The sequence below is a fragment of the Mesorhizobium sp. P170090 genome, assembly GCF_057786115.1.
In genome coordinates this window covers 2,348,521-2,373,287 of sequence record NZ_JBYNWH010000001.1, presented here as the reverse complement: position 1 = coordinate 2,373,287, position 24,767 = coordinate 2,348,521, and the positions used below count along the sequence as shown (strand labels likewise).

The 24,767-nt window shown below is 61.8% G+C and carries 26 protein-coding genes; 9 read left to right on the top strand and 17 right to left on the bottom strand.

The features are described 5' to 3' along the window. Positions 1-41 precede the first annotated feature (41 nt). The gene (locus AC3EML_RS11235) at positions 42-755 is read left to right on the top strand and encodes an alpha/beta hydrolase (protein ID WP_245271875.1); all 714 of its coding nucleotides are present in this window, start codon (positions 42-44) and stop codon (positions 753-755) included. A 324-nt stretch (positions 756-1,079) separates the two neighbouring features. On the opposite strand, the gene AC3EML_RS11230 is transcribed toward AC3EML_RS11235, so the two are convergent. Further along, positions 1,080-1,976 (bottom strand): NAD(P)/FAD-dependent oxidoreductase, encoded by an 897-nt coding sequence (locus AC3EML_RS11230; protein ID WP_352521155.1) that lies wholly within the window; start codon positions 1,974-1,976, stop codon positions 1,080-1,082. Positions 1,977-2,105: 129 nt separating this feature from the next. Between AC3EML_RS11230 and AC3EML_RS11225 the strand changes: the two genes are divergently transcribed. From AC3EML_RS11225 to AC3EML_RS11215, 3 genes are all read left to right on the top strand, one after another. After that, positions 2,106-2,735 carry a TetR/AcrR family transcriptional regulator gene (locus AC3EML_RS11225; RefSeq protein ID WP_023704689.1) on the top strand — a complete coding sequence of 210 codons (630 nt, stop codon included), beginning with the start codon at positions 2,106-2,108 and terminating at the stop codon, positions 2,733-2,735. 537 nt (positions 2,736-3,272) lie between these two features. Then, complete coding sequence (locus tag AC3EML_RS11220; protein WP_023682758.1) at positions 3,273-4,448, top strand: zinc-dependent alcohol dehydrogenase; 1,176 nt, start codon at positions 3,273-3,275, stop codon at positions 4,446-4,448. A gap of 10 nt (positions 4,449-4,458) precedes the next feature. Further along, the gene (locus AC3EML_RS11215; RefSeq protein ID WP_023667774.1) at positions 4,459-5,007 is read left to right on the top strand and encodes a hypothetical protein; all 549 of its coding nucleotides are present in this window, start codon (positions 4,459-4,461) and stop codon (positions 5,005-5,007) included. Positions 5,008-5,262: 255 nt separating this feature from the next. On the opposite strand, the gene AC3EML_RS11210 is transcribed toward AC3EML_RS11215, so the two are convergent. Next, a complete protein-coding gene (locus tag AC3EML_RS11210) occupies positions 5,263-5,487 on the bottom strand; it encodes a hypothetical protein (RefSeq protein WP_155922421.1) in 225 nt (74 codons plus the stop codon). A 1,139-nt stretch (positions 5,488-6,626) separates the two neighbouring features. Here AC3EML_RS11210 and AC3EML_RS11205 point away from each other — a divergent pair. After that, positions 6,627-6,884 carry a hypothetical protein gene (locus tag AC3EML_RS11205; RefSeq protein WP_245260390.1) on the top strand — a complete coding sequence of 86 codons (258 nt, stop codon included), beginning with the start codon at positions 6,627-6,629 and terminating at the stop codon, positions 6,882-6,884. 283 nt (positions 6,885-7,167) lie between these two features. Here AC3EML_RS11205 and AC3EML_RS11200 read toward each other — a convergent pair whose 3' ends face one another. Further along, complete coding sequence (locus tag AC3EML_RS11200; RefSeq protein ID WP_023667769.1) at positions 7,168-7,635, bottom strand: hypothetical protein; 468 nt, start codon at positions 7,633-7,635, stop codon at positions 7,168-7,170. Positions 7,636-8,047: 412 nt separating this feature from the next. On the opposite strand from AC3EML_RS11200, the gene AC3EML_RS11195 reads away from it, so the two are divergent. After that, the gene (locus AC3EML_RS11195) at positions 8,048-8,647 is read left to right on the top strand and encodes an EF-hand domain-containing protein (RefSeq protein ID WP_352521154.1); all 600 of its coding nucleotides are present in this window, start codon (positions 8,048-8,050) and stop codon (positions 8,645-8,647) included. A gap of 199 nt (positions 8,648-8,846) precedes the next feature. Here the strand turns inward: AC3EML_RS11195 and AC3EML_RS11190 are convergent, their stop codons facing one another. Further along, positions 8,847-9,011 (bottom strand): hypothetical protein, encoded by a 165-nt coding sequence (locus AC3EML_RS11190; RefSeq protein ID WP_023667766.1) that lies wholly within the window; start codon positions 9,009-9,011, stop codon positions 8,847-8,849. A gap of 1,010 nt (positions 9,012-10,021) precedes the next feature. Between AC3EML_RS11190 and AC3EML_RS11185 the strand changes: the two genes are divergently transcribed. Further along, positions 10,022-10,681 carry a L,D-transpeptidase gene (locus tag AC3EML_RS11185; protein WP_023682764.1) on the top strand — a complete coding sequence of 220 codons (660 nt, stop codon included), beginning with the start codon at positions 10,022-10,024 and terminating at the stop codon, positions 10,679-10,681. Between the two features lie 10 nt (positions 10,682-10,691). Further along, the gene (locus AC3EML_RS11180) at positions 10,692-11,204 is read left to right on the top strand and encodes an OmpA family protein (RefSeq protein WP_023726224.1); all 513 of its coding nucleotides are present in this window, start codon (positions 10,692-10,694) and stop codon (positions 11,202-11,204) included. A 304-nt stretch (positions 11,205-11,508) separates the two neighbouring features. Here the strand turns inward: AC3EML_RS11180 and AC3EML_RS11175 are convergent, their stop codons facing one another. The 9 genes from AC3EML_RS11175 to AC3EML_RS11135 all read right to left on the bottom strand — a co-directional run bounded on the left by AC3EML_RS11175 (position 11,509) and on the right by AC3EML_RS11135 (position 19,312). Further along, the gene (locus AC3EML_RS11175) at positions 11,509-12,378 is read right to left on the bottom strand and encodes an SDR family oxidoreductase (protein WP_023707232.1); all 870 of its coding nucleotides are present in this window, start codon (positions 12,376-12,378) and stop codon (positions 11,509-11,511) included. Position 12,379: 1 nt separating this feature from the next. Then, complete coding sequence (locus tag AC3EML_RS11170) at positions 12,380-12,544, bottom strand: hypothetical protein (RefSeq protein ID WP_023710084.1); 165 nt, start codon at positions 12,542-12,544, stop codon at positions 12,380-12,382. A gap of 23 nt (positions 12,545-12,567) precedes the next feature. After that, positions 12,568-14,334 (bottom strand): thiamine pyrophosphate-dependent enzyme, encoded by a 1,767-nt coding sequence (locus AC3EML_RS11165; RefSeq protein WP_023710085.1) that lies wholly within the window; start codon positions 14,332-14,334, stop codon positions 12,568-12,570. Between the two features lie 286 nt (positions 14,335-14,620). Then, a complete protein-coding gene (locus tag AC3EML_RS11160) occupies positions 14,621-14,809 on the bottom strand; it encodes a hypothetical protein (RefSeq protein WP_023707234.1) in 189 nt (62 codons plus the stop codon). 174 nt (positions 14,810-14,983) lie between these two features. Further along, positions 14,984-15,229 (bottom strand): hypothetical protein, encoded by a 246-nt coding sequence (locus AC3EML_RS11155; protein WP_023707235.1) that lies wholly within the window; start codon positions 15,227-15,229, stop codon positions 14,984-14,986. A gap of 13 nt (positions 15,230-15,242) precedes the next feature. Next, positions 15,243-15,458, bottom strand: coding sequence for a hypothetical protein (locus AC3EML_RS11150; protein WP_023686879.1), 216 nt, complete (start codon positions 15,456-15,458; stop codon positions 15,243-15,245). Between the two features lie 187 nt (positions 15,459-15,645). Continuing rightward, positions 15,646-16,773: an NAD(P)/FAD-dependent oxidoreductase gene (locus tag AC3EML_RS11145; RefSeq protein ID WP_023707236.1), complete on the bottom strand. Its 1,128-nt coding sequence runs from the start codon at positions 16,771-16,773 to the stop codon at positions 15,646-15,648. 60 nt (positions 16,774-16,833) lie between these two features. After that, positions 16,834-18,375, bottom strand: a complete 1,542-nt coding sequence (locus AC3EML_RS11140) for an amino acid ABC transporter permease/ATP-binding protein (protein WP_023820869.1) — start codon at positions 18,373-18,375, stop codon at positions 16,834-16,836. A gap of 94 nt (positions 18,376-18,469) precedes the next feature. Beyond that, positions 18,470-19,312, bottom strand: a complete 843-nt coding sequence (locus AC3EML_RS11135) for an ABC transporter substrate-binding protein (protein WP_023823606.1) — start codon at positions 19,310-19,312, stop codon at positions 18,470-18,472. Between the two features lie 212 nt (positions 19,313-19,524). On the opposite strand from AC3EML_RS11135, the gene AC3EML_RS11130 reads away from it, so the two are divergent. Then, complete coding sequence (locus tag AC3EML_RS11130) at positions 19,525-20,619, top strand: LacI family DNA-binding transcriptional regulator (protein ID WP_023667753.1); 1,095 nt, start codon at positions 19,525-19,527, stop codon at positions 20,617-20,619. A 177-nt stretch (positions 20,620-20,796) separates the two neighbouring features. Here the strand turns inward: AC3EML_RS11130 and AC3EML_RS11125 are convergent, their stop codons facing one another. From AC3EML_RS11125 to AC3EML_RS11110, 4 genes are read right to left on the bottom strand one after another with little or no spacing between them, the layout of a single operon-like run. Continuing rightward, positions 20,797-22,269, bottom strand: coding sequence for an NAD(P)/FAD-dependent oxidoreductase (locus AC3EML_RS11125; RefSeq protein WP_352557241.1), 1,473 nt, complete (start codon positions 22,267-22,269; stop codon positions 20,797-20,799). Further along, positions 22,212-23,075 carry a PfkB family carbohydrate kinase gene (locus AC3EML_RS11120; protein ID WP_023749047.1) on the bottom strand — a complete coding sequence of 288 codons (864 nt, stop codon included), beginning with the start codon at positions 23,073-23,075 and terminating at the stop codon, positions 22,212-22,214. The genes AC3EML_RS11125 and AC3EML_RS11120 overlap by 58 nt, the downstream gene beginning before the upstream one ends. After that, positions 23,072-23,926, bottom strand: coding sequence for a sugar phosphate isomerase/epimerase family protein (locus AC3EML_RS11115; RefSeq protein WP_352521153.1), 855 nt, complete (start codon positions 23,924-23,926; stop codon positions 23,072-23,074). Before AC3EML_RS11115 ends, AC3EML_RS11120 begins: the two co-directional genes overlap by 4 nt. 21 nt (positions 23,927-23,947) lie before the next feature. Beyond that, on the bottom strand, positions 23,948-24,766 hold the full coding sequence (locus tag AC3EML_RS11110) for a carbohydrate ABC transporter permease (protein WP_027050205.1): 819 nt from the start codon (positions 24,764-24,766) through the stop codon (positions 23,948-23,950). Position 24,767 lies beyond the last annotated feature (1 nt).

Sequence of the window (24,767 nt, the reverse complement as noted above, 5' to 3'; positions counted from 1 at the left end):
AGATCGTTCGCAGAAGCGAGGAGACCAGGGCGAATGTTCCCATGGTCGCCGATGTCGCCTACGGGGCTGACGCCACCGAAACCGTGGATCTGTTCTTTCCCGAGGGCAAACGGGACCGCCTGCCGGTGCACATGTTCATCCACGGGGGCTATTGGCGCATGTTCTCCAAGCGCGACTATTCCTACGTCGCCGAGACCGTTACGAACGCAGGTGCGATCGCGGTCATTGTCGACTACGCGCTGATGCCGACCGTCAGGATGGCCAGGATCGTCGACCAGGTGCGCCGCGCCAAGCGATGGGTATTTGACAATGTCGCACACCATGGCGGCAATCCCGGCCTGCTGACCGTTAGCGGTCATTCCGCCGGTGCGCATCTGGCAACAATGCTTTTCGACGGTGACGAGCGGCCTTCCGGCATCAAAGCTGCGCTGCTGCTTGGCGGCCTTTACGACCTGAAGCCATTGCAGATGTCGTTCCTTGCCGCGGAGATCGCGATCACCGACGAGGAGGCCCGCCGATTCTCGCCGATCGACCACAGTTTCGATCCATCCGTGGGCGTAGATATCTCGGTCGGCGCCGATGAAACGCCGCCGTTCCACAGCCAGGCCGCACTCTTCACGGACCACCTTGACACACAGGGACTGACTGTTTCGCGCACCACCCTTGGTGGGGCCAATCACATGAGCAGCGTCCGTGACCTTGGCTTGGCTGGTACCGAGGCCGCGTCACTGCTGGCGCGCGTCGTGGCCGCCTGAGACTTCCGCCAGAAGCGCTGCTGGGCGCGACCGTTCTGCAAAGTAGCGTCGCAGCATCGAGGTGCCGACAGCGGTGGCAAATCTTCCGCCACCGGTCGCCATACCGTAAGCCCGCCGGCGATGTCGACGTCGACGTGGTTCATGCTTTCCAGCGTGATTGAGCTTGATAACCGATGTCGGCGATCGCCGTCATGCCGGCAGCGCAGTTGAGTTCTCAAAGCCAACCGGCCAAAGATGCCCCTCAGGGGAGAGCGGGCCGGCGTTCCGTAACCTCGCCTTCAGAATATGATAGCCTGCGGCACCCGGAGAAGGGAATCTGCGCTCTCAAACCAGCATCGACTGCTGGGCGGAGATCCCAGCCGTCGCGCCGTGCGATATTGCCAGGGTGACCGATGGCGGCGTGAGGGGGTTGGCGAGGTCGCCCGCGGCGTAGATGCCGGGCATGCTGGTTTCGCGGCGCTCGTCGACCTTGAGGATTACGCCGAGGGGCGTATCGACCGTGGCGAGGCCCAGTGATTCGTGCAGGCTTGCGGACGGCTTGTTGCGCGGATGCGCGAACAGGATGTCGACCGCGACATTGGGGCCGGTATCGAGCTTGACGGTGGCGTTATGCCCCCCTTGATGGGCGATCTCGCTGATCCGGCCGTCGACGACAGGTATGTTGCGGCGCGCCAGACCGGCCCGGATGTCGGGAGGAATGTCGTGACCATCGGCAAACACCGTCAACCTGTCGGTCCAATCGTGGCACAGCCTGACATAATTGTGCGACGGCGGGCCGGACCAGACGAGGCCCCAATGCTGGCCGGCGACTTCAAAGCCGTCGCAATAGGGGCAGGGCACGATGGACGTGCCCCAACCTTTGGCAAAGCCCGGAACATCAGGCATCTGGTCGGCGACGCCATAGCTCAGGATCAGGCGGCGCGCGCCGAGGCTTCCGCCATCGCCAGTGAGGACGGAGAAATCGTCGATGGCCCCGGAGAGGCTGTCGGCCCGGGCATTGACCAGCTTGATCGTGGGATAGCGCGCCAGCTGCCGCCGCGCCTCGGCCAGGATGTCCAGCGGTGGCTTGTGATCGTGGCCGAGCAGGCCATGCGAGTGGCCGGCGACGCGGTTGCGCGGCAGGCCGGTATCGAGAACGGTGACCTTACGGCGGGCACGGCCGAGTTGCAGGGCGCCGGCGAGACCGGCAAAGCTGCCGCCGATGATGATGACGTCATCCATGATGGGCTCCGTGTTGTGGATGAGGGGCTGGTTGGACCTGGTTGAAAGCTACCCATCGGCTTGCGCATTTCAGAAACTACATGGTATCGTAATCCGAGAATTTGGATACTGTCAAGGACTGGAATTGTCGTGACCGAAAATAGCCAGGGCCGGCGCGGCCGGCCCGCCAACGAGGCGCTTGGCCAAACGATACTCGACGCTGCGTCCGAACTCTTTGTGGAATTGGGTTTTCAAGCGACCACATTGGACAAGGTCGCCCAGCGGGCGAAGATATCCAAGCTCAGCATCTATCGGCATTTCGAGAACAAGGAGGCGCTGTTCAGCGCGGCCATCTCGGCCGGCTGCCATCAGTTGTTTGCGCCACTGGCCCTTCTTGAAGGCGTCGGCGGTTCGGTCGAAGATCAGCTCATGGCGGTGGGATCATCCCTGCTTCGGACACTGTTGAGATCAGACGTCCGCAGTGTCGAAGCCATGGTCATGGCCGACCAGACGAATCCAAGGTCGTTAAGCAAGCTCCATTTCGAAGCCGGCCCCGCCCATGTCATCGCCCAAATCGAGGTCCTGTTGCGTCAGTTGCACGCGAAGGCGGTTCTGAACGTGCCCGATCCTCTCCGGTCCGCCCGCTTGTTTGCCGCGCTTTTCAAAGGATCCGATCTTTTGATTATCGCACGCTTCGATGAGGCGAGAGCGGCGGACGACAACGAAATCGAATCCTATTGCCGGTCGGCCGTCGCCATGTTCATCGCTGCGCACGGCTAGCAGTCCGCCCTGCCCGCTAATCATTGTATTTCTGCGAAATACTCCGCTAGAGTCGCCGGCGTGATGGCGCCCATCCACCCCATGTCGATCGCGTAGGGTCGGGCTGCGCGCCCGCCGGTGAGCGGCATCTCCTACCTGCTCCGGTCACACAGCGCTGACCCTTGAGCGCCTCCGCCGACCTGTGAGGGCGAGGAAGAGAATGCCGGTTATGGCCGCGAGAATCGAGCAGATGAGGTGTCGATCGCCGCGAAGGGACACCTGCGGACGGACCTTCTTTGGTACACTTGAGTACGTCCATTCGTGGCTCGGGCTCCAGCGGTTCGTGCCCCGACGCGCCCGCGAAGGCCGCTGGTGCCCGCGACAGATCCTTCCAAGGTGCGGGTCTGGAATGGCCCAAAAATTCTCTCGAGCTCCCGGAACATCGGTCCGCCCCTGTGGTTCGACAAGCAGCGGCACAGTCGATCCAACCAGGCATCGGCCCGCTTAGGACAGGCGCGAGGTCCCTACCCACAGATCTTGCGAAAATAGGAGCAAGCTATGCGAGCGTTGGTCTGGCACGGCAAGGAAGACATACGCTGCGATCAGGTTTCGGACCCGGAAATTGAGGATGAACGTGACGCGATCATCAAGGTGACGAGTTGTGCCATATGCGGCTCCGACCTTCACCTCTACCACAACTATGTGCCAGCCATGCTGCCCGGCGACATCATGGGCCACGAGATGATGGGAGAGGTCGTTGAGGTCGGCAAGGGCGTCAACGGCGCTCTGAAGGAGGGAGACCGCATCGTCGTGCCGTTCACCATAATCTGCGGTGAGTGCGACCAGTGCAAGCGACAGAACTTTTCGGTTTGCGAACGCACAAACCGCAAGAAGAATCTCGGTGACAAGGTGTTCGGGCACACCACCGCGGGTCTGTTCGGCTACACTCATTTGACCGGCGGCTATCCCGGGGGACAGGCGGAATACATGCGTGTGCCGTTCGCCGATGCCACGCACGTAAAGGTGCCTGACAGCCTTACCGACGAGCAGGTTCTCTTCCTCGGCGATATTTTTCCTACCGGCTGGCAGGCGGCGGCACAGTGCGACATTGAGCCCACCGATACGGTTGCGGTGTGGGGCTGCGGCCCAGTCGGGCAGATGGCCATACGCAGCGCCCTGCTGCTCGGCGCGAAACAGGTGGTGGCGATCGATTGCCTGCCGGAACGGCTTTCCATGGCCGCGGCCGGCGGCGCCATCGCCATCAATTTCGCCGAGGAAAGTGTCGTCGAACGACTGCGGGAACTCACCGGCGGAAAGGGCCCGGAGAAGTGCATCGATTGCGTCGGCATGGAAAGCCACGTCTCGCTGGCCCAGCCCGATACCGTCTACGATCGCGCAAAGCAGTTGATGCTGATGGAAAATGATCGACCGCACGTTTTGCGTGAGATGATCTATGTCTGCCGGCCGGCCGGCGTGATCTCGATCCCCGGCGTCTACAGCGGGCTGGTCGACAAGATTCCGATGGGACAGGCAATGAACAAGGGGCTCACCTTCCGAATGGGGCAGACCCATGTCAACCGTTGGACCGAGGATCTGTTGCGCCGCATCGAAGATGGCCAGATCGACCCATCCTTCGTCATCACCCATACCGTGGGGCTCGAGCAGGGACCGGAGATGTACAAGGTGTTTCGCGACAAGCAGGACAGCTGCATCAAGGTTGTACTGAAACCGTAGGGAAATCGTCATGAACGTGATTGCCAAACTTACCAACATCACCCGATCGCCTGGCGATCCCAAAGTGCTGAAGACTGGGCAGAGTGCGGTCGGGGCCTCCGATGGCCTTGCCCGCAAGCTCGGCTGGTTCAGCATCGCGCTTGGCGTCGCCGAGCTGGTTGGCGCCGAGCGGATTGCCGGCGCGCTCGGCATGCGCGGCAAGGAAGACCTGATCCGCGCTTATGGGGCGCGGGAAATAAGCAGCGGCATACTCTCGCTTTCAGTGGACAAGCAGGCCGGGCTTTGGAGCCGGGTGGCCGGCGACGGCCTGGATATCGCGACATTGCTGACAGCGTATCGGCCTGGCAACCCAAAGCGCGATAATGTGGGCCTTGCGCTTGCGATGGTCGCCGGCATCACATTGCTCGACATCATCGCTGCGAAAAGCGTGACCGCGCGCCACTCTCGGAGCGGGACCAAGCCACGCGACTACAGCGATCGAAGCGGCTTTCCCGGAGGCACTGCCGCAGCCCGCGACCGTGCCCGCTCGCAGCGCAGCCAGGAGGCCGGCGCAGCCTGATAGAGATTGCCGAACCCTGGCGCCATGCGACCTGGACAGGTGGCATCTCGTCAGGCCCTAACGCCAGAGCTGGTAGCTCTCGGCGAGCCGAGTTTGCTGGAACAGAGTGGACCGTCGCGCGGCCGTTCTCGCCGTCTCCTGGGTCACCGCCGCGCGTGGGTTGTGTGGCCGGTGCGTTAAAGGCACGAAGCAAGCAGCGATCCGACCGGCGTCGAGCCTTCCATGTCTCTTGCCTTGGCAAGGTTCCGGCGATCCTCAGGCCGAGCCGCGTTCGGGAAGCTCGGTCTCTTCCGCCACCCCTTTCCGCAGGTCTCGGCGCAAGCGTTCCGCTTCGTCGGAATTATTATCGTCGTCTGTCCGCTCGAGTTCGCGATCGATTGTCTCGCGCGACCCCTCTGCCGGATCCTGTTGCGGAGATGTGTTCGGGCCGGTTTCGATCTTGCCGTCGCCGGGAACGGTGCGGTCGCGAGACTTCGTCATCTTCAGCTTCCCTTTCATCTGTCATCTGCCTCGGCATCTCCGATGGCATGAATTTTGGCCGCTTCCCTGCCGAACCGGATCGTCGACGCTTTGTTCCGGGAAAGCCCCCGCAGGTTCGTGCTGGTCGGCCCCGGGGCATTGGTCGATGCCCTTGCCGGGAAGCATCCTATGCCAACGAGGTCGGCGGCAGCCTCATCGATGTCGTTATCAACATATGGGCTGTGAAGGCGTTTTCGGCCCGGACCCGCGAGCACGCCAGGCTCGCGGCGAGTTTTCGAACCGAAGCAGATGCGCAGCGTAACAGCTGGATGTATACGGAAAAGGCTGCCTCATCCACGACATCGCGCTTTCGGTAATGGCCGGCGGCATGCTCGCCTGGGCGGTCCGGCAGCTGGTAGCGAACTGGTCATAGGCCTTTGCAAAGCCGCGTCGATGAAGCGGGTGCGGTAGCGCTGGTCGGTGTAGCGTCGAGGCATCTGTCAATCGGAGACAAGCGCGACCGCTTTTGGGACCTCACTGTTTTTTCCACCGGGACTCGACATCTCACTATCATAGTTGATTGTGGCTGCCGGTGACCCTGCGTAATGGATAGCCATTCCAACTCTCCAACAGGAAAACGGTATGTTGTATCCGGGTCGGTTTTTGGGGCCAAGCGAGATTGAGATGCTCGCCCAGGTTTGTCACACGGTCTGCAAAGAGCGCGCCCTACCTCTTGCTTCGCAGAACGGAGAGCGCATAGCTGCGCATATACTCAGGCTGTTTATGAATGGCTTGATTGAGCAGAATGAACTGCTCGATGCTGAGAGGAACTGGGCTCTTCGGCTTGACCGTTCGGTCCAGCAGACGATGTCAACTACGCGCACATGAGAGGCCGCGGGACCCAGTTTGGTTCTTACAGCCGAACACCCGCCGCTATCTGAGATATGTTGCGGGGTTTTCTTCGCCGCGGAGTGATCCGATACAGTGCGCGGAAATCATGGCAATCCTGTTCGCAGTGATTCTATTGAGCGTAGTCGCAGTCGCATTCTTGGTCGTCGGAAAGCCGCCAAGGCCAGTTGGGAACAAACCTGACGTTTAAGCGTTTGTAGAGCCCTTCCACCGGGCAACTCACCGAAGTGCTTCTTGCCGTGCATGATGCGATGTCGACGGCCGTTTTGGCGGGCAGGAGCGCCAATGCGGAAATAGTAGGCGTGGTCGACCTCACCAACAAAGCTGAGGTCGACATCGGCATCACCAGCTTGGGAAGAGCCATCCAGTTCGTGGCCAACGCCTCGGTGCTTGGATACGACATTCGCGGCGCCATGGTCTTCTATGGCGCGCCCGGTACCCCGAGCCTAAGGGCGAGAGAGTGCGAGCGCTTGTGGGCGCAGTTTGGCGGCGCGCTTCTACAGCCGTAGCTCTATCAGGACGTTCGCCCCGCCCGTTCTTGGTATGAACGCGTACGGAACTGAGGCGCTACCCAGCCGCAGCGGGAATGGCTCAGTGGTAGCTCTAGCTGGCGACCGCACCAAGCAGCTTTTCGGTGATGGGCTTTGAGCGGCTGAGCCAGCGTGAGAACGTTCGGCCGCATATCTGCCGGTGCCTGCTTTCATGTGACTGGGCGGGGCTATTGGGGAGCCGGGTTGACCACTGGGCCCTTAGCCGAGGGAAGCACAGTACGGCAACCTCGCTCTTTGCTGGCTAACATCCTTCCGCTCTCAGGGACCGAACCATGCGCACAACAACAGGGTCATACGGTTTCTTTTCGGATTTCCGATAATTCATTGTGAAAAGCGCGGCACGCTGGTTGCAGACCATAATTGCACGGACGTAGCGAATCTCGCCATTCTTGACCCCGGAGTAGCTGGCCCATTTCGGGGCTAGGCGCCGATAGGTCAGTCGCCAACCGGCCTTTTCGTCCTCGATCATGCGATGTTCAATCTCGGCGCGAAAACTTGCTTTGCCCAGTCGCGCGCCCCAAACGACCAGAAACGCGTCTCTTGGGCCCTGAAAAGCCGCGCCCTGCTCCGAATTCTGGGTCAGAACGAAATTCGGAGGAATATCGAAACTAAAGCCAAGCTGTCGGACGCCGAAGGGCTGCCACGCCTCGGCCTGAAGCAACGTGGTCCAAAAGAGAAAAACTGTAAGTCCCAGCAGGAGGCGTCGCATTGCTCTGATTTAGCGCTGGCTAACATGGTGTCCAGACGGACAGAGGTCCGTGACATAAAAAATATGCTTCATGGCCGCGCAGCATATGGACGCGGGATTCGCGATTGACGGCGTGCGGTCGAAACGGCTTCCGTCCCACGAAAGGAGAGGACACAGAGGGAATTGGTGCGTCGGTATGATCGATTGGCAGAAAATTGGCGAGGCCGAATGTCCAACGTTCATTGCCCGCGAAAATGGGCGCCGGCTTCCTCTTGTGCCTAGGGAAGAAGAGCCGAATTATTCCCTGGCGAAGACCCTGATCTACCTCAGACGGGGCATGCCTCAGTAACTTCGCCGTGACCTGATCCCTTCGGGGAACAATCACATCGAGCTCCAGTTTGGCCTTCAAGCGAAAGCACTGATGGAGCATGCCATGAGATTTCCACACAGCAAGACGGCCGCGGCCGCCGTTTTCATTGCCCTGACCTCCCCCGCACTCGCCCAGACAAGCGGAACACCATCACCCTCGACACCTGCACCCGCTCCGGCAACCGAACCGCCGACCGCCGGACAGTTGCCGGATGCGACCGGACAAGCGGATGGACCAACACGCGAAATGATCCGCCAGATGGTTGAGCAAGCTGTCCGTGAGCGACTGCAGCAGGATCGCGGTTCCGAAGAGGGTTTCCGCGAGGAAGATAGTCGCAACTATCAAGGCGATCGCAACGAGGATGCTGACCGCCACGATGAAGATGGCGACCGTTGGCAGAACCACGGTGACCGCGATCGTGGACACAGAATGGCTGGACGCTGGCATCATCAGATGATGCGCGGTGCCGGCATGCGACTGATGTTCGGGCTGTTGGACACCGATGGCGACGGATCGGTGTCCGAGGACGAGGTTCAACGCGCGGTGGGCAGGATGTTCAGTAGCATTGACGAGAATGGTGATGGCAAGATCGATGTGAACGAGATCCAGTCCTTCATGCATGGCTCCAGCATGCATGGCACTGATAGCGAGGACAGGCCGTAGCTGTCTTCAAAGGGAATGCCCTCCCTCGGACAAAGCGGGCGCGTGGCGGCCGATCCCGAAGCGGTGTCTCTTGGCTGTTAGGCGCCCGGCCAGCACCCTTTAGGCTTGAGCTATTCCCGCAGTCCCGCGAGACGCCAGCCGTGACAAAAAAGGCTTCGCATTGCTGATCGAGGAACGATCGAAGCCGACCAACGCAAGGTCACTCGGGCGCTCGGTCTTCCAGCAGAACGAAGGATGCGGCGATCAAGTCGTCGCCATTGATACGTCCTTGGCTGTCCTCCAACATAGTTGCAACCTTGTGGAAGGCCATCATTTCACCCGCGTCAATCTGCGCTTCACGCATCTTGGCTGTGAGATCAGCCACGCGATTTCCTAACGAATGTGATTTTGCAGTCTCGCAATTCGACATGATTAGTCATCCTTTGCCTTGGGGTTTCACGCTGCCGAACGCAATGCTTCAGCGGATGTTCCGAATTTGGCCATCAGTCTTATGGGATAGGACTTGCGTCTGATTGCGGTTGGAAGAAGCCCGAACGGCGGAACACGCAGCCGGACGCCGAATTGGAAACCCACCGTCGATCGAAGTCCCTTGTCGCCGGTTGAGATCCCGCCATCTTCACTGTCGAGAGGGTGGCGGGATCGCCTTCCGAGGAGCGAGCGCATATGAGGTAATAGATATTTGGCAGATGTACTCACGGCCATCCTGCTCGCTTCTTTTGTCTGCGCATGTTCATTCTTTTCGGGAAACCCCATCTCTCCAACAACACGCAACAACCGCGTTGCTACCCACGATTGCTGCGATGACAACTGCATCAACAAAGCAAAGCCTCTTCGCCTAAGGTGCGATTGCCGCGGGCTTTTTCGACTTGAAGGTCGTCCAACGCGCCCGGTGGTCAGGCCATGGCGTTCAGCGGGAGCCAGGTAGACTCATCGCGAAAATCCCGCAGCGAGGCATGTCGCAAGTCCTCCTCGCCGCGTGCGGATACTGGAATCCGCCTGGCTCGTTGTGACAGGCATGCGAAGATGAGTGTCGGCGCATGGACGCGGAAAAACCCGCCAGCGTGAGCCAGCGGGCCTTGTGATGGGATGGCCCGCGCGTGCGGTCAAGGCTGCGCGGGCCGACCATGATGAATGAGGGGACATCTTGGTCACCGGCACGACCGATGAAGAACGAGCCGGGTGTGACAAAACACCCTTGGAGCGAGAATGTTCCCGTCCGCACAAAAAAGCCCGCCGGCGTGAGCCGGCGGGCAGCCGCTATTTTGCCGTCAAGCGGACAGACCGCTTGCGGCCCACCCACTGCAGCATTTTCCACTTTGAGCCGGAATCATTCTCAACTATGGTTCGCCAGGCTTAAGGCATGGGGGATTGCCGATGGTTTTATCACGCAGGGGTGTCGTGCTCGGCGGTCTGGCGCTGGTCGCGGTCGGTGGAACCAGCAATATTGTTCAAGCCGCGGGGGCAAAATCCTTTTTCGCCGGTACCGCCAGCGATAACGATTTCGTCTATCGCAAGACCAACTTCGCCAAGATCGACAAGAGATGGCATCGCCAGATCGTCAAGTATTTCAGCAGCGAGCCGGTCGGCACCGTCGTGGTCGATACCCGCCACCACTTCCTCTACCTCATCATGGAAAACAAGACTGCCATCCGCTACGGCGTCGGCGTCGGCAAGGAAGGCTTCAAATGGTACGGCCGCGCGACGATCGACCGCCGCGCGCTGTGGCCGCAATGGGTCCCGCCCCCCGAAATGCGTGAGCGCAAACCGGACCTGCCGCCCATGATCGCAGGCGGCGCGTCCAACAATCCGCTCGGGCCGCGCGCGCTCTATCTGTACCGCGACGGCGCCGACATCGGCTACCGCCTGCATGGCACGCTGGAGCCATGGAGCATCGGCACCGACGCTTCCAGCGGCTGCATCCGCATGTTCCCCGAAGACATCATCGACCTCTACCAGCGGTGCCCGATCGGCACCGCGGTGGAGGTCCTGCCGCACATCGCCGACCAGGCGCCCGCTTCCACCACTGTCGAATGATTGGCGCATCATGAACCGCATGATTGAAAACACGCGCCGGCTGCTCGCCGCCGGCCTGCTGGTTGTGGCCACATCCTGCTCGACCAGCAACACGCTGGCCCCGTCGACGCCCGACGTCACCAACGCCGAGATTGCCGGCTTCCAGAACGTGCAGCCGGGCAGCGAGGAGGATTTTATCCTCAATGTCGGCCGCCGCACCTACTTCACGAAAGGTTCGGCCGCGCTCGATTCTGTCGCCAAGGCCACCCTCGACACCCAGATCGCCTGGTTGACAAAGCATCCGCGCTGGCTGCTCAAGCTGCAGGGTTTCGCCGACGATCCCGGCGCAAGTGAAACGGCGCTGTCACAGCAGCGCGCCGATGCGGTGATGGACTACCTCGCCGCCGGCGGCATAGACCGGGACCGCATGTGGGCCAAGGGCTACGGCAAGGACAGGCTGGTCCGCGACTGCCCCGACTCCGCCTGCAGGTCGCAAAACCGCCGCGTTGTGTCTAATTTGCGCGATGAGAGGGACGAGTCGTAGAGGCTGCTGTTTTGCTGGTCGCCAAATCAGTCTCACAACGCGATGGCGGCATGGCTGCAATGCGCCTATCGGGGACATTCACCCAGCGTTTGCCCCTCCCCGAAAGCTGACGCTCCGGTTGACCCGGAATGAAGTCAGCTTCCCGTCTACCAACCTCCGGTTCAGGGTCTGGTGGGAGGCTTCGGCATCCGCCTCGACCAGTTTGCGGACGTGGCGGTTGTCCGCGATCCTGATCGGCATGAGCCTCGCCAGATGTCAGTGTGCTACCGGGAGTGGGCGCCGTGGAGCTGGCAGGTACGCTCGCTCAAAGCATCGGCCGTCCACCGGTGACCTCGTAGAGTGCGCCGGTGGTGTAGCTCGACCCTTCCGAGGCAAGCAGCACATAGGTCGCTGCAAGCTCTGCCGGTTGCCCGGGACGCTTGAGCGGTGTGTTCTTCCCGAACTCCTTGACCTTCTCAGAGGGCATTGTCGACGGGATCAGCGGCGTCCAAATCGGCCCGGGAGCGACCGCGTTTACCCGAATGCCGCGTTCAGCTACCAGTCCTGCAAGTCCGGCGGTGAAGTTGGCGATCGCTCCTTTGGTAGTGGCGTAGGCAAGCAGTGCCGGCGAGGGACTGGTCGCGTTGATTGAGGATGTGTTGATGATGGTCGAGCCGGGTTCCATGTGCTTCACTGCTTCCTGAGACAGATAGAACATCGCATAGACATTGGTGCGAAAGGTGAGATCCCATTCCTCCGCGCTGATGTCCTCAAGCTTCTCGAACGACGCCTGGTGGGCTGCATTGTTGACGAGGATGTCCAGGCGCCCGCATTCATCGATAGCTCGCTGCACAAGCGACCGCGCGAAGATTTCGTCCGAGATGTCGCCGCGTGCGAGCACCGCCTTGCGCCCCGCTTCCTCGACCAAGCGCGCCGTCTCCTGCGCGTCTTCGTCCTCTTCAAGGTAGGAGATGATGACGTCGGCGCCTTCGCGTGCAAATGCGATAGCCACCGCCCGGCCGATGCCCGAGTCCGCGCCGGTGATCAGCGCGACGCGGTCCGTCAGCTTACCGCTGCCGCGATAGCTCTCCTCCCCGTGGTCAGGCCGTGGATCCATCTCGTCGGTGTAGCCGGGCATGTCCTGCTGCTGTTCGGGAAGCGGCGGCTGAGGATATTTCTGCTGGGCATCCTGCATGTCAGGTCCTTTTTTGGTTGGAGTTGCGGTTGTGTCGATCCGGTTCCGTGATCGGTCCCTTGGCGGCTTTCGAGCCACCGCCCCATTCCTCGGCCTTGCACGCTTGGTCGCCGCCCATGAGGTCCGGCGAACCGCGATTTGCGGTGCCGCTGTCGGTCTTGTTCAACTCGTGCTCCTTCTTGCGTGTGGTCAGTCTTTCTCGCCGGCGGTAATCATCGACCTCAGCGGCTCTTGCGCCACATTCGCCTCGATTTCCGCGCGTCCGGGGGTATCCGGTAGCGCCTTGCGGAAATTTCTCGCATAATCCGGTGGCATCTTCGGTGGCATCATCGGTTCGTACGGGTCGACCACGGCCTCGATGACCACCGGACCCTCAGCAGCCAGGGCAGCGTCGAGAACACCTTCCACCTCCTCGGCGCGAGAGACGCTGTAGCCGATGCCGCCCATGGCTTCGGCGGCCATGGCGAAGTCGATGGGCTGGAGTTCGCAGGCGAATTGCGGGTTACCGAGGAACATCATCTGCTCCCAGGCGATCTGATTGAGCATGCCGTTCTTGAGCACGAGCACCTTGAGTGGGACCCGGTACCGAACTGCCGTCGAGAACTCGCCGAGTTGCATCGCGAGACCGCCGTCGCCGACGACCGCGAAGACCGGCCGGCCGGGAAAGGCCAGGCCCGCGGCGATCGCATAGGGCAGTCCGCATGCCATCGAGGCCAGCGCGCCCGAGACGCCGAAGGCCTGCCCGTCACGCAGCTCGATATGGCGGGCCGCCATCTCGGTGTTCTGGCCGGAATCGGCAACCAGGATCGCATCATCGGGCAATCGTTTCCCAAATGCGCGTGTAACCACCTGGGGCTTGAGCGAAGTGGCGGCCTTTTGCTCCGACTGCGCCATCATCTCGCGCCAGCGTCGCATGCCCGCCTGCGCCTTCTCGAGGAAGCTGCGATCATCCTTGCGCTTCAGGCGCCTGTTCAGCAATCGCAGCGTCACGGCGGCATCGCCGGCAAGGCCGGCCTCAACGGGATAGCGCAGGCCGATGCGCTGCGGGTCGCGCTCGATCTGCACCCCGCGCGCCTGTCCCGGCTTCGGGTAGTATTCGATGTAGGGAAAGGTCGAGCCGACGACGAGCAGCGCGTCACATTCCTCCATGATTTCCTGCGACGGCAGCGTGCCGAGAATTCCGATGCCGCCAGTCGTCAGCGGGTGATCGTCGGGCAAGGCAGCCTTACCGAGCAAGGCCTTTGCGACGGGGGCACCAAGCAGCTCCGCCGTCTCTTCCAACTCGTGCCTGGCACCAAGCGCGCCCCGACCGGCGAGGATCGCGACCTTCGTCGCCCCGTTCAGGATCTCGGCGGCTTTCGCAAGTTGTTCTTCGTCGGGAAGCCTGCTTCCTTCGAACCAACGATCCGGCGTATGCGACGGTTTGTTGCGCTTCGAGCGCTTGGCTTGGTAGAGCGTGTGCTCCTGCACATCGCTGGCGATCGACAGATGCGCAACGCCGCGACGTGCCAGCGCCGACCTGCAGGCGAGACCGGCCAGGCTTTCCATATGCGCCGCGTCGGAGACCTGCGCGTTGAAGACGGCGACATCGCTGAAGACGCGCGTCAAGTCGACATCCTGCTGGGTGAAGGTCTCGATGAGGTCGTGGAACTGCATGCCGGTAATGGCGAGCACCGGCGCTTGGTCGAGCTTGGCATCGTAGAGTCCAGTCAGGAGGTGTGTGCCGCCAGGGCCGGAAGTTGCGAGGCAGACACCGAGCTTGCCTGTCCATTTTGAGTAGGCGCACGCCATGAACGCCGCGGATTCCTCGTGCCGCACCTGAATGAAGCGGATGCGGTCCTGCCGCTTGCGCAGCGCCTCCATGATGCCATTGATGCCGTCGCCCGGCAGGCCAAAGATGATATCGACGTTCCAGTCGATCAGCGTCTCGATGAGGATGTCCGCGGCGGTCGGCATGTCTCAGTCCTTACCGCGATGCGGATCCCGCCGCCTGGCTGCTCTTGTTCGCGGTCTTGTCAGTCCTACGCTGGTCTTTGTTGCCGCCGCGATTGCCGCCATGCAACTCGTCGGAAGATTGAGCGGTCTTGCCGTCTTCCAAATTAGTGGCCATGCGCAAAGCTCCCTACATCCGGCCTGCCTAACCAGAAAGTCGGTGAGATGTTCCGTGCCCGAAGGCAAGGCCGCCTAGTCAGGTGCCGAAGGCAAACGTGTCAGTACCACCCGATGAGGCGCTGTTCGGCAGTCAGCGGCTGAACAGGCGAGGTGCGATCGAACAGACGAAGGCATCGAACTGCTGCGAGGCCGAGGATTGCATGTAGTGGCCGAGGCTGTCTGATCGCCAAAAGCTCTCGCGGCAGAGCTGGCCGATGTTCAGGTCGCGTCTTCGCAGGTCCCTATAGCCAGAGCGCAACGCCGCCCGGACCGTCCCCATAGGCGAACTCCTCGCACCCCTCGTCGACGATTTCTCGCGCGGGATTCCGCCTCAGTGGCGAAAGGACTCGTTCGTCGCGCACACCGCGGCGGGCGATGTGCGCCTCGACCATGCGGTGCCTGGCGTGCCGGTAGTCTGGGATGGCTCCTCGATAGCCTTAAAAAGACGGCAGGCTTAGTCGTCCTGCCTGCGCTTGTGGTGCTCGCTCTCCTGGTTTTCGCCGCGGATCATCTGGCGATCGTCCTTGTCGGTCAATTCCACGCCCTCGTCGCGTAGATTGGCGCCGTCTTGCCGCGCCTCGCGCTCCTGCTTGGATGTCTTCAGCTCATCCTCGGCATTGAAATCGTCGCCGGCATTGCTGGAGTTCTCGCGCTTTTCGATGATGCGCAGCTGCTGCTCGTGGGTCTTCCGGCCGGCCATGGCAAGGTGCCTCCTACTTGTTCGTGCGTCCGGTCTGGTCAGGGTTGATGCCGCCCTGAGGCGTGACGTCGTTCTCGACATCGCCTTCGAACGTATTGTCCCCATCGAGAGCATCGCTCTCGTCGAGCATATCGCCGCCCTTGACCGCGCCCTTCGAGGTGCCGATTCCCGGGTTGTCTCGCAGATCCTTGTCCGTGGGCTGTTTAGTCTTGGGGTGTTGGTTGGTCATGGAATTTCTCAGCGCTGGTTGAGCTTGGACGAAAGACGGTCCTGGCGCTGTCCAACTTCAACGTGGAGAAAATGTTCCGGAACATATTCGCTTGTCAGGTGCGCGTAAGCGGCCAGGCGGCCGCCGTCTCGGCTAGCGAAACTCCAAGCATGCCACATTACATCCCATTCCGAGGCGAATTGGCAGGCTAAAGTGAAAATCGAGACGGTCGAAAGCTTGCAAGGAGTGGGTGCTCTGTTCCGGTGGCGATCTCGGTTGCAAGCAGTTCGCCGGCAATCAAGCCAAGTGTTGCGCCGCTGTGGCTGAAGGCGACGTAATACCCCTCGATCTCCCGCAACTGGCCGAAGACCGGCTCGCCGTCTCCGGGGATCGGCTTGGGCCCGACACCGTAGCTCTCCAATTCCAATTTCGGATGACCGTCGAGAACATTCGACGCTTCGTCGAGAAGCCCCTGGATGGTCGATGCTTTTACGCGATAAGTCCCGTCCGGATTGACTACCACCTCTTTTTCCGACCAGGCAGAATCGAGCGCGAGGGCGCCATCAGGCGTCGGCCGGATGGCGACGCGCGGCGTGTTGAGCACGGCGCGTAGAGGCAAGTCGACTGGCTTGGTGCTGACCAGCAGCGCGATCGGTGTCCCATCGGCAATACGCTGACCGGCCACGGCAACCATTCGCGGCACATCCGCACCGGTCGCCAGAAGCACCGCGTTGGCGGCGAAGCTGATCCCGCTGGTGGTGGTGACGCCGGTGGCGCGGCCGTTGGCGACGGTGACGGTAGCGCTTCCGGCCTCGGTGACCACCTGGCCGCCCCGCTCCACGAATTCCGCGATCAATATTTCGATCAGCGACGGCAGGTCGACCCAGCCCTCGCCCGGGTTGAAGATCGCGCCTTGAGGCGTGACAGCGCTTGCGCAGACACCCGGCGCGACCAACCTTATGGCGTCCGCGGACAGATGCTGCGCATCATAGCCGAGACGTTTTTCGTGAGCGAAGACATCGGCGATCTCGTTTGAGGCATCGTCCGCATCCCACGTCAGGCCACCGTCGAAACGCAGCCAGGCGGCATCCGGGCATCGCGCCGACAAACTGCGGTAGCGGTCGATACCGATCATGCGCAGGCGATGATATTCAGCCGAGCGCCTGCGCGCCGAATTGATCCAGGCGAGCGAGCGGCCGGAAGCTCCCTTGGCGAGCGGTCCATCATTGACCAGCACGGTCTCGATGCCGAGCCTTGCAAGATGAACGGCCGAGGAGACGCCAAAAATGCCGCCGCCGACAACAACGACCTTGGAAACCTGATGTGATGCAGCCATGAGATATCTTTCACTGGTGGAGGTTGGTTTGGGCGGCCGTCTTGAAGGGCTCATGCGTGATCAAAGCACTTCGGCAAGGAAGTGCTTCAGACGTGGGCTTTTCGGCGTGTCGAAAATCGCTGCAGGCGTGCCGGCCTCGATGATGCGGCCTTCATCCATGAAGACGACCTGATCGGCGACCTTGCGGGCGAAGCCCATTTCATGTGTCACCACGACCATTGTCATGCCGCGCCGGCCGAGATCCGCCATGAGGTTGAGCACGCCCTTCACCAGTTCGGGATCGAGTGCGCTTGTTACCTCATCGAACAAGATGACCTCCGGGTCCATCGCCAATGCACGAGCGATTGCCACACGCTGCTGCTGGCCACCGGAAAGGCTCCCTGGACGGTGGTGTTTGCGGGTCGCAAGCCCGACGTCGGCAAGGCGCGCCTCGGCGATGCGCTCAGCTTCCTGTACAGGGAGCCCCTTTACCTTGGTCAGCGACAGCATGACGTTTTCGAGCGCGGTGTGGTCGGGAAACAGATTGAACTGCTGGAAAACCATCCCGACACGCCGGCGCAGTTTTTCAGGCTTCATCGCCAGGATGCTCGCACCATCGAGCAACACCTCACCGCCCTTGGGCTCGACCAGGCGGTTGAGGCAGCGCAGCAGGGTCGACTTGCCCGAACCTGATGGGCCGATCACGCATGTGACCGTGCCAGGCTTGACTGCCATGCTGACGCCTTTGAGAACATCGAGGTCGCCATAGGCCATGTCGAGATCGGTGATGGCGAGACTGCCGCCCTTGAAGCGGGGCAGCGCTGAGCGGGCATCAGAGCCGGCCTCCGAAGGTGCACTGCCGGTGGCGCCCTCCAGTTCGCTCACTTCGGCCAGGCCGCTGATGACGAGGCCGGCCTTTTGCTTTCCGACCCGCAGCGAGTTGTCGATGTAGTTGACCACATGGGTCAACGGCACGGTGATGACGAGATAGAACACGCCGGCCAGAAGCAATGGCGAGAGGTTTCCGGTGACCACTGCCTGGTCCTGACCGACACGGAAGATCTCGCGCTCCGAGGCGAGCAGACCGAGGAAGTAGACAAGGCTTGAATCCTTGACGTTGCCGATGAACTGGTTGACGAGGGCCGGCAAGACGCGGCGGATGCCTTGCGGGATCACGATCAGGCGCATGCCTTGGCCGTAGCTCATGCTGAGCGCCCTGCAGGCCTCCATCTGCCCGCGCTCGACGCTCTGGATGCCCGAGCGGAATATTTCGCCGATATAGGCGCCGGCGATCAGGCTCAGCGCAAGAATGCCGAGCGGAAAGGGCGAAGGGCCGAAGATTTCACGGCCGATGCGGGCAAAGCCCTGGCCTATCAGCAGGATGGTGACGATCGCCGGCAGCCCACGGAATATATCCGTGTAGACCCGCGCCGGAATGCGCAGCCAGCGCGATTGCGAGATGCCCATGACCGCCAGGATCATGCCGAGAATGACACCCAGCACCGTCGACGCGGCGGCGAGGATCAACGTGTTCTTCAATCCGATGGTGATCATGCTGGGCAGCACGTCCGCCATGGCCTGCCAGTCGAGGAAACTGCGCCGCAGGTTTTCGAGCCAGTTCATTTGCCCCCCTTTCGGTTGCGCTATTCACATCGTCCGCATCAAGGACGGCGGCGTAATCCGGCCGCCGGCATGAGAGCCAGCGGCCGGGTACGGTCTACTTCTTTGGAAGATACTGGTCGGGCATCGGCGAGCCGGGGAACCACTTTTCATAAAGCGTTTTCCAGGTGCCGTCCTGCATGGCCTCGTGAAGGGCGGTGTTCAGCGCATTGCGGAGCTTGTCGTTGCCCTTGCGCAGGACGAAGCCGGCCGGCGCGTCAAAGGAAGGAATATTGACCGCGATCTTCAGGTTCGCATAGCGAACGCCATAGTCCTTGGCGGCCTCGTAATCGAGGAAATGGGCATCCACTGTTCCATTGTTAAGTGCTGAAACGGCGGAGTTGTTGTCGGGGAATTTGACGAGATCGGTTCCGACAAAATTCTTCGCCGCGTAGATTTCCTGGAGCGTGCCTTGCACGACGCCGAGACGTTTGCCCTTGAGCCCGTCCGCCGACGTGATCGACTTGTCGGCGGTAAGCACGGAGAGATAGCCTGCGATATACCCGTCGGAAAAGTCGACGGTCTTCTTGCGTGCTTCCGTCGTGCCGATTGCCGCGACCGCGACATCGAAGCGCTCGTTTGCAACCGAAGGCATAAGCGCCGAGAATTCCTGGCCGGTGAAGATCACCTGGTCGGGCTTGAATCCAAGGCGGCTCGCCACGTTGCGGAACAATTCGATGTCGAAGCCGGTGAACGACCCATCGGCCTGGGTGAAAGCGTAGGGTTTGGCATCGCCCATGGTTCCGACGCTGATGACCTTCGCATCAATGAGGCCATAGGGATTGTCATCCGCGGCGGCCGCTCCTGAAACCAGCGCGGCGCCGACGCACATCGCCATAAGAGCCATTGCGCCGGTTCTGACCGGGCACATCAACGACTTGAGAATTTCTTTGCTGCTCATGTCTTTCTCCACTCTGAAGGTCTGTTCTTCTTGGTATTCCGTCGAGCCGCCATCTGGCGCCCCGACATGCCCTTGACGAGATTACGGTCCGTCACGCCTCTCGGCTCCACTCCTTTTAAAGAGACCGGTCTCATATTGCGTGAGACCGGTCTCTTTGTTAATCGTTATCGCCACGTTGACCTCCCGTCAACAACTCTTGTAGTCGTCATCCGATGAAAAGAACCGCCCCCAAGACCCCGTCGATAACGGTCAGCGACGTCGCCCGCGCGGCCAACGTTTCGAAAGCGACAGCCGCGCGCGTGCTCGGCGGATACGGCGTCGTCAGCGACATGATCCGCGCGGAAGTCATGGCCGCGGCCAAGGCCTTGGACTATCGTGCGAACGAGCTCGCCCGCAGCATGACGACCGGCCGCTCCGGCATCATCGGCGTGGTTGTCGGCGACATCGAGAACCCGTTCTTCAGCCTCGCGGTACGCGGCATCAGCGACGCGGCAAAGGCAGCCGGGTTCAACGTCATCCTGGCCAATTCCGGCGAGAAGATCGAGGCGGAAAAGGCGGCCGTGAAACTGCTCATCGGCAAGCGCGTCGACGGGCTGATCGTCACGCCGTCGGAATCGCGCGACATCGCGCACCTGCGCGATATCCACCGCTCGGGCCGACCGCTTGCCCTGCTGGATAGGGCGCTGGCAGATCTGGATGTCGATACGGTCACGACCGACGATCGCGGCATCGCCATGCTGGCGACCCGCTTTCTAGCCGATGCCGGCCACCGCAACATCGCCTATGTGACCGCGGTCGACGCCGAAGGGCACGAGTACCGCGATCTCGGGCAGATCTACACCTCGTCGGTCCGTGAGCGCATCGACGGTTTCCTCACCGTGTGCCGAGAGGCCGGACTTGATCGGCCAGAACGCTTTGTTCGCCTTGGCGCGACAAGCCCCACCGAAACGCGCAGGGTTGCCGGCGAGATGCTGTCGGCGCCGGATCGGCCGACGGCGATCCTCGCCTCCGACAGCGTCATTGCGCTGGAGATCTTCAAGGTGACCCGCGAGCGCGGCCTGCGGGTTCCCGACGACATTTCGCTCATCACTTTCCATGATGCGGACTGGACGAGCGTCACCACGCCGCCCATCACCGTTATCGACCAGCCCGTCTACGCGCTTGGCAAGAGCGTCGCGGAATTGCTCATCCGGCGATTGAAGGGAGATTCCCGCCCGGCGGAAAGGCTCGTTTTGCCGACCGCCATCATTGCACGCGGATCCGTTGGCCCGCCCTCGGATGGAAAGCCGCAAGTGCGCCAAGCATAGGCCTGGCGGCGGTACGGCCCACATGAATACGTTAGAACAAGGTCGACGCACTCCGCTTTAAGAATGTACGTCGATCAACCCAGCAAACACCCTGATCGCAATGCCGCGTCCACCGTCATCGGGACGGCACGTGCCGGCTCATGGTTTGAAGAGCGTGACGATGAGCCAGATGCCCGGCTACTTCTTGCGCCTGCCTGGCTTCAGGGCCGCCAAAAGACTGCTGATCCTGCCGGCCTTGCGGTTGCGGATCTCGGCCTCGTTCTTGCGGCGCACCGCGGCGCGGACAAGTCTGGCGCCGAGATAACGCAAAGGCTCGGGCGGCAGCGACATGCGCCGCTCGATGCCGACCAGACCGCTTTCGCTCCAGCGATCCTTTCGCTCGAGCACCAGGCTCGCCAGAATGCGTCCGGCTATCGGCGTCTGCGCGATGCCGGTGCCGTTAAATCCCATGCCGTAGAAGATATTGGGATGATCGCGCAGGTGGTCGAAGACAGGAACGTGTTCAGGCACGCAGTCGATCGGCCCCGACCAGTCATATTCGATCGCCACACCGCGCAGCGACGGGTAGACCCGATGCAGCTCTCGCATATTGTCGCGGCCGTGCTCCGGGCTGCGGTTGAAGCTGGCGCCGAAATTTCCACTGAAGGCGACGTTGCCGCTGCCACGACCGAAGACCACCCTGCCCCCGATGGTGCGCTGGTAGTAGAGCACCTGGGCCTGGGAATCGCAGATCGAGGCACCGTCGCGCCAACCGATGCTGTCGAGCAGTTCGGGAACGGCGGCAGTGGCAATCACCTCGCTGCCGACCACATAAAGATGCCGCCGCAGTTCCGGCAGCGCGGAAAGCCAGGCGTTGGCGGCAAGCACGATTTTGTCAGCCCGTACCGCGCCATGCGCCGTGCGCACCGTGCATGTCATGCCGGGTTCGATGGCGAGGACCGGGCTGCGCTCATGGATGATGACGCTGCGTGCCAGTGCCAACTTGCGCAATCCGATGGCAAGTTTGGCGGGATGGACCGTGCCGGCAGTGGTCTCGACCACGCCGACATAGGAGGCCGATGAACCGGTGCGGCGTTGAATGTCCTCGGCTGTCAGCGGGCTGAAACGGTTTTCTCCAACAGCCGCCGTCAAGGCCACGGCGGTCTCCCAAGCGCCTTCCTGCGCAATGGAGCTTGCTGTCCACAACCATCCGTCCAGCCTCAGGTCCATGTCTATGGTGCCGTTTTGCTGCAGCGTCTTCAGCTCCGCGATCGATGCCACCGTGTCGGCGCACAGCAGGCGCGCTTCCTCGAGACCGACGACCGCACTGATCTGGTCGATTTCGGCGAACCATGAATGGACCTGACCGCCGTTGCGCCCCGAGGCCCCCGATCCGCACAGATCGGCTTCAAGGATGACCACCCGCGTTTGCGGCGCCAGCTCAAGGATCCGCAGCGCCGTCCACAGACCGGTATAGCCGCCACCGACGATCACCACGTCGGCGCGCTCGTCGCCTCGCAATGGCTCGGTTGCGGGGGCGGCGGCAATGTCCTGCAGCCAAAACGACCGGTCAGATGCAAGCGCGACCGCAGGCTGCCGCAAACGAATTGTACTCACGCTTGGGCTCCCTGCGCATCGACAATGAAGCTGGCATATTTGGCTGGCAGCCAATCGGGTATCGGACGCGGTCTCTGGGGAAACCCGCCAAGATGGGTGCAGGTCTGCGCCGCCGCGATCGACGCCCTGTGCAATGCCTCCAGGGCGCCGAGGCCGCCGAAATGGAAGCCGGCGAGGAAAGTGGCAATGAAACTGTCGCCGGCGCCACACGTATCCACGACATCGACAAGCGTCGCCGGCGCATGCACGACATTCGTGCCATCGTCGAAGTAGGAGCCGCGTCGACCACAGGTCAAAACTACCTGCCTTGCGCCGGCCGCCCTGAGCGCGCCCAGCGATGGCTCGATGGGAACATCGACATCGTCCGGTCCGGACGCAAACAAAAGCGGGACACCATCGAGCGGCAGCGCCATATGGGCGGTCGATAGATCGATGCTGAACGGCACATGGTCCGCCACCAATCGTTGGACAAGGTGCTTGTTGGCGTTGGTGCCGAGATGCACCCAGTCGGCCGCGGCGATGACCGCATAATGCGCGGGCAGCGGCATGAAGTTTTCGCCCACACCGAAGGATTCGTGCAGGAACTTCCGGTCGCCGGATTCATCGCGCAGCAAGGTGACGGCCGTATCGCCGGGACGCCGTTCGACGTCGTCGGGGGATAGGCCGGCACCTGCCAGCTCGGCAAGCACCACGTCGCCTTCGGGATCGTTCCCGACGGCGCCGAAATAGCGCGCGGACCAGCCGTTGCGCCGCCATTGCGCCGCGACATTCAAGGCGTTGCCGCCCACCGTCATCAAGTTGTTGGTCAAATAGGCATCAAGGCAATTGTCCCCGACCGCGATAAGCTTCTTCGACCTCATGCCGGCACCGTTGCGCGATCGATATACGGCGCGATGGCGCCAAGGCAGCGTGTCCAGGCTTTTACCGGATCGAGCGCGTAGGAGCCGTTGCCGAACGGCTCGAAGGTGAACTTACCGGCATAGCCGAGGCGCGCGAGTTCGCTGACATAGTGGTCGAGCGGCAGCGTGCCCTCCCCCCACACCAGATGCCCGCCTGGCGTGCCGTCGACCAGATGAACATGCGCCAGCCGCGAGCCGAACAGGTCGACATAGCCGGCCACGGTGTCGCCGGCCGTGGCCATGGCGACAGTGTCGAGCACGACATCGACGTTGCCGGCGCCCACCTCATCCAGCATTTGGCGCAGGCCTGCCGCATTATTGACGAGGTTGCTCTCGAACCGCTGCAACGGCTCGAGCAGGCAGCGCACCCCGTTTGCGGCGGCGCGCCGGGCGATCTTGCCGATCGAACCGACCGCGCGGTCCCATGCCGGTTGCCGGGGTTCGCTCTCGTAGCCCCGGCCGGGCGTCAGGAAGAGATAGCGGGCGCCAAGCGCCGCGCAGATGTCGGCTGCACGCCAAAACCGCTCGATGCTGTCCTGGCGCAGTGCGGCGTCGCCGGAGGCGATGTTGATTGGATACAACACCTGCTCAGGCGTAAAGCACCAGGCCGACAGCTCGTTGTCGGCGAGTACCCGGCGAACGGATTCGACACGTGCGTCCGTGGCGTGGAACAGGTCCAGATGCTGGGCAATCCCCCACAGCTCGATCTCGAGCAGGCCAAAGCCTCGGATCGTCCTGGCGACCTCATCGAAGGGGAAGTGCTGGAAGCTGAAATTGGCTCCGATCAGCTGATGAGCAGCGAGCTGCGGCATGAAGGCTCCTTTCGGGAATTGTTATTTGCCGATGCCTTCGGCCAAGCCACGGATGAAGTAGCGTTGTGCGGCAAAGAACACGATCACGATAGGCAGCGCCGAGATCGTCATGGCCGCGAACACCACGGCATAGTTGGTCCCGTGGGTTGCCATGATCGACGTCAGTCCGACCGGCAGCGTCTGCACATCCGAGCCGCTCGTGAAGATCATGGCGAAGAGATATTCGTTCCAGGCGAACAGGACGTGCAGGATGACGCAGGAAATGATGATCGGCCGGCACAGCGGCAACGTGATGCGCCAGAAGATCTGACCCTCGCTGGCGCCATCCATCGTCGCCGCCTCGTCGATGTCTTCAGGCAGATCCAGCATGTAGGCGCGGATGAGGAAGGTGGTGAACGGCACACGGAACGCCGTGTAGAGAATGATCAGCGCCCAGTAGGTGTTGTAGAGACCGAGCGCCTGCAACATCTTCACCAGTGGAATGATCGCCACGGTGGGGCTCAGCATCAAGCCGCCCAGAACGATGGCAATAACCAGCGGCTTTGCCGACATCTTGGTGCGGGTCAGGCCGAAGGCCGTCCAGGCGCTGATCAGGACGGTGCATATGGCCGAAGCGACGGTCACCAGCACCGAGACTGTCACGTAGCCACGCACGCCCTGGTTCCATGCCTGCATGTAATTGTTCCACGACCAATGGGTGGGCAGGGCGAAGGGATCGCCGAAGATCTGCGCATTGTCCTTGAAGCCGCTCAGCGCCATCCAGATCAGCGGATAGATGACGACGACACCAAGGCAGACCAGGAACGAATAGAGCAATGTCCTGGCGATGACCGACCACACA

Bases quoted from the DNA above. Each gene is read 5' to 3' on its own strand.
- AC3EML_RS11235 (WP_245271875.1), top strand. From the start codon at position 42: ATGGTCGCCGATGTCGCCTACGGGGCTGACGCCACCGAAACCGTGGAT.
- AC3EML_RS11230 (WP_352521155.1), bottom strand. From the start codon at position 1,976: ATGGATGACGTCATCATCATCGGCGGCAGCTTTGCCGGTCTCGCCGGC.
- AC3EML_RS11220 (WP_023682758.1), top strand. From the start codon at position 3,273: ATGCGAGCGTTGGTCTGGCACGGCAAGGAAGACATACGCTGCGATCAG.
- AC3EML_RS11215 (WP_023667774.1), top strand. From the start codon at position 4,459: ATGAACGTGATTGCCAAACTTACCAACATCACCCGATCGCCTGGCGAT.
- AC3EML_RS11210 (WP_155922421.1), bottom strand. From the start codon at position 5,487: ATGACGAAGTCTCGCGACCGCACCGTTCCCGGCGACGGCAAGATCGAA.
- AC3EML_RS11205 (WP_245260390.1), top strand. From the start codon at position 6,627: ATGTCGACGGCCGTTTTGGCGGGCAGGAGCGCCAATGCGGAAATAGTA.
- AC3EML_RS11200 (WP_023667769.1), bottom strand. From the start codon at position 7,635: ATGCGACGCCTCCTGCTGGGACTTACAGTTTTTCTCTTTTGGACCACG.
- AC3EML_RS11195 (WP_352521154.1), top strand. From the start codon at position 8,048: ATGAGATTTCCACACAGCAAGACGGCCGCGGCCGCCGTTTTCATTGCC.
- AC3EML_RS11185 (WP_023682764.1), top strand. From the start codon at position 10,022: ATGGTTTTATCACGCAGGGGTGTCGTGCTCGGCGGTCTGGCGCTGGTC.
- AC3EML_RS11180 (WP_023726224.1), top strand. From the start codon at position 10,692: ATGAACCGCATGATTGAAAACACGCGCCGGCTGCTCGCCGCCGGCCTG.
- AC3EML_RS11175 (WP_023707232.1), bottom strand. From the start codon at position 12,378: ATGCAGGATGCCCAGCAGAAATATCCTCAGCCGCCGCTTCCCGAACAG.
- AC3EML_RS11165 (WP_023710085.1), bottom strand. From the start codon at position 14,334: ATGCCGACCGCCGCGGACATCCTCATCGAGACGCTGATCGACTGGAAC.
- AC3EML_RS11160 (WP_023707234.1), bottom strand. From the start codon at position 14,809: ATGGGGACGGTCCGGGCGGCGTTGCGCTCTGGCTATAGGGACCTGCGA.
- AC3EML_RS11155 (WP_023707235.1), bottom strand. From the start codon at position 15,229: ATGGCCGGCCGGAAGACCCACGAGCAGCAGCTGCGCATCATCGAAAAG.
- AC3EML_RS11150 (WP_023686879.1), bottom strand. From the start codon at position 15,458: ATGACCAACCAACACCCCAAGACTAAACAGCCCACGGACAAGGATCTG.
- AC3EML_RS11145 (WP_023707236.1), bottom strand. From the start codon at position 16,773: ATGGCTGCATCACATCAGGTTTCCAAGGTCGTTGTTGTCGGCGGCGGC.
- AC3EML_RS11140 (WP_023820869.1), bottom strand. From the start codon at position 18,375: ATGAACTGGCTCGAAAACCTGCGGCGCAGTTTCCTCGACTGGCAGGCC.
- AC3EML_RS11135 (WP_023823606.1), bottom strand. From the start codon at position 19,312: ATGAGCAGCAAAGAAATTCTCAAGTCGTTGATGTGCCCGGTCAGAACC.
- AC3EML_RS11130 (WP_023667753.1), top strand. From the start codon at position 19,525: ATGAAAAGAACCGCCCCCAAGACCCCGTCGATAACGGTCAGCGACGTC.
- AC3EML_RS11120 (WP_023749047.1), bottom strand. From the start codon at position 23,075: ATGAGGTCGAAGAAGCTTATCGCGGTCGGGGACAATTGCCTTGATGCC.
- AC3EML_RS11115 (WP_352521153.1), bottom strand. From the start codon at position 23,926: ATGCCGCAGCTCGCTGCTCATCAGCTGATCGGAGCCAATTTCAGCTTC.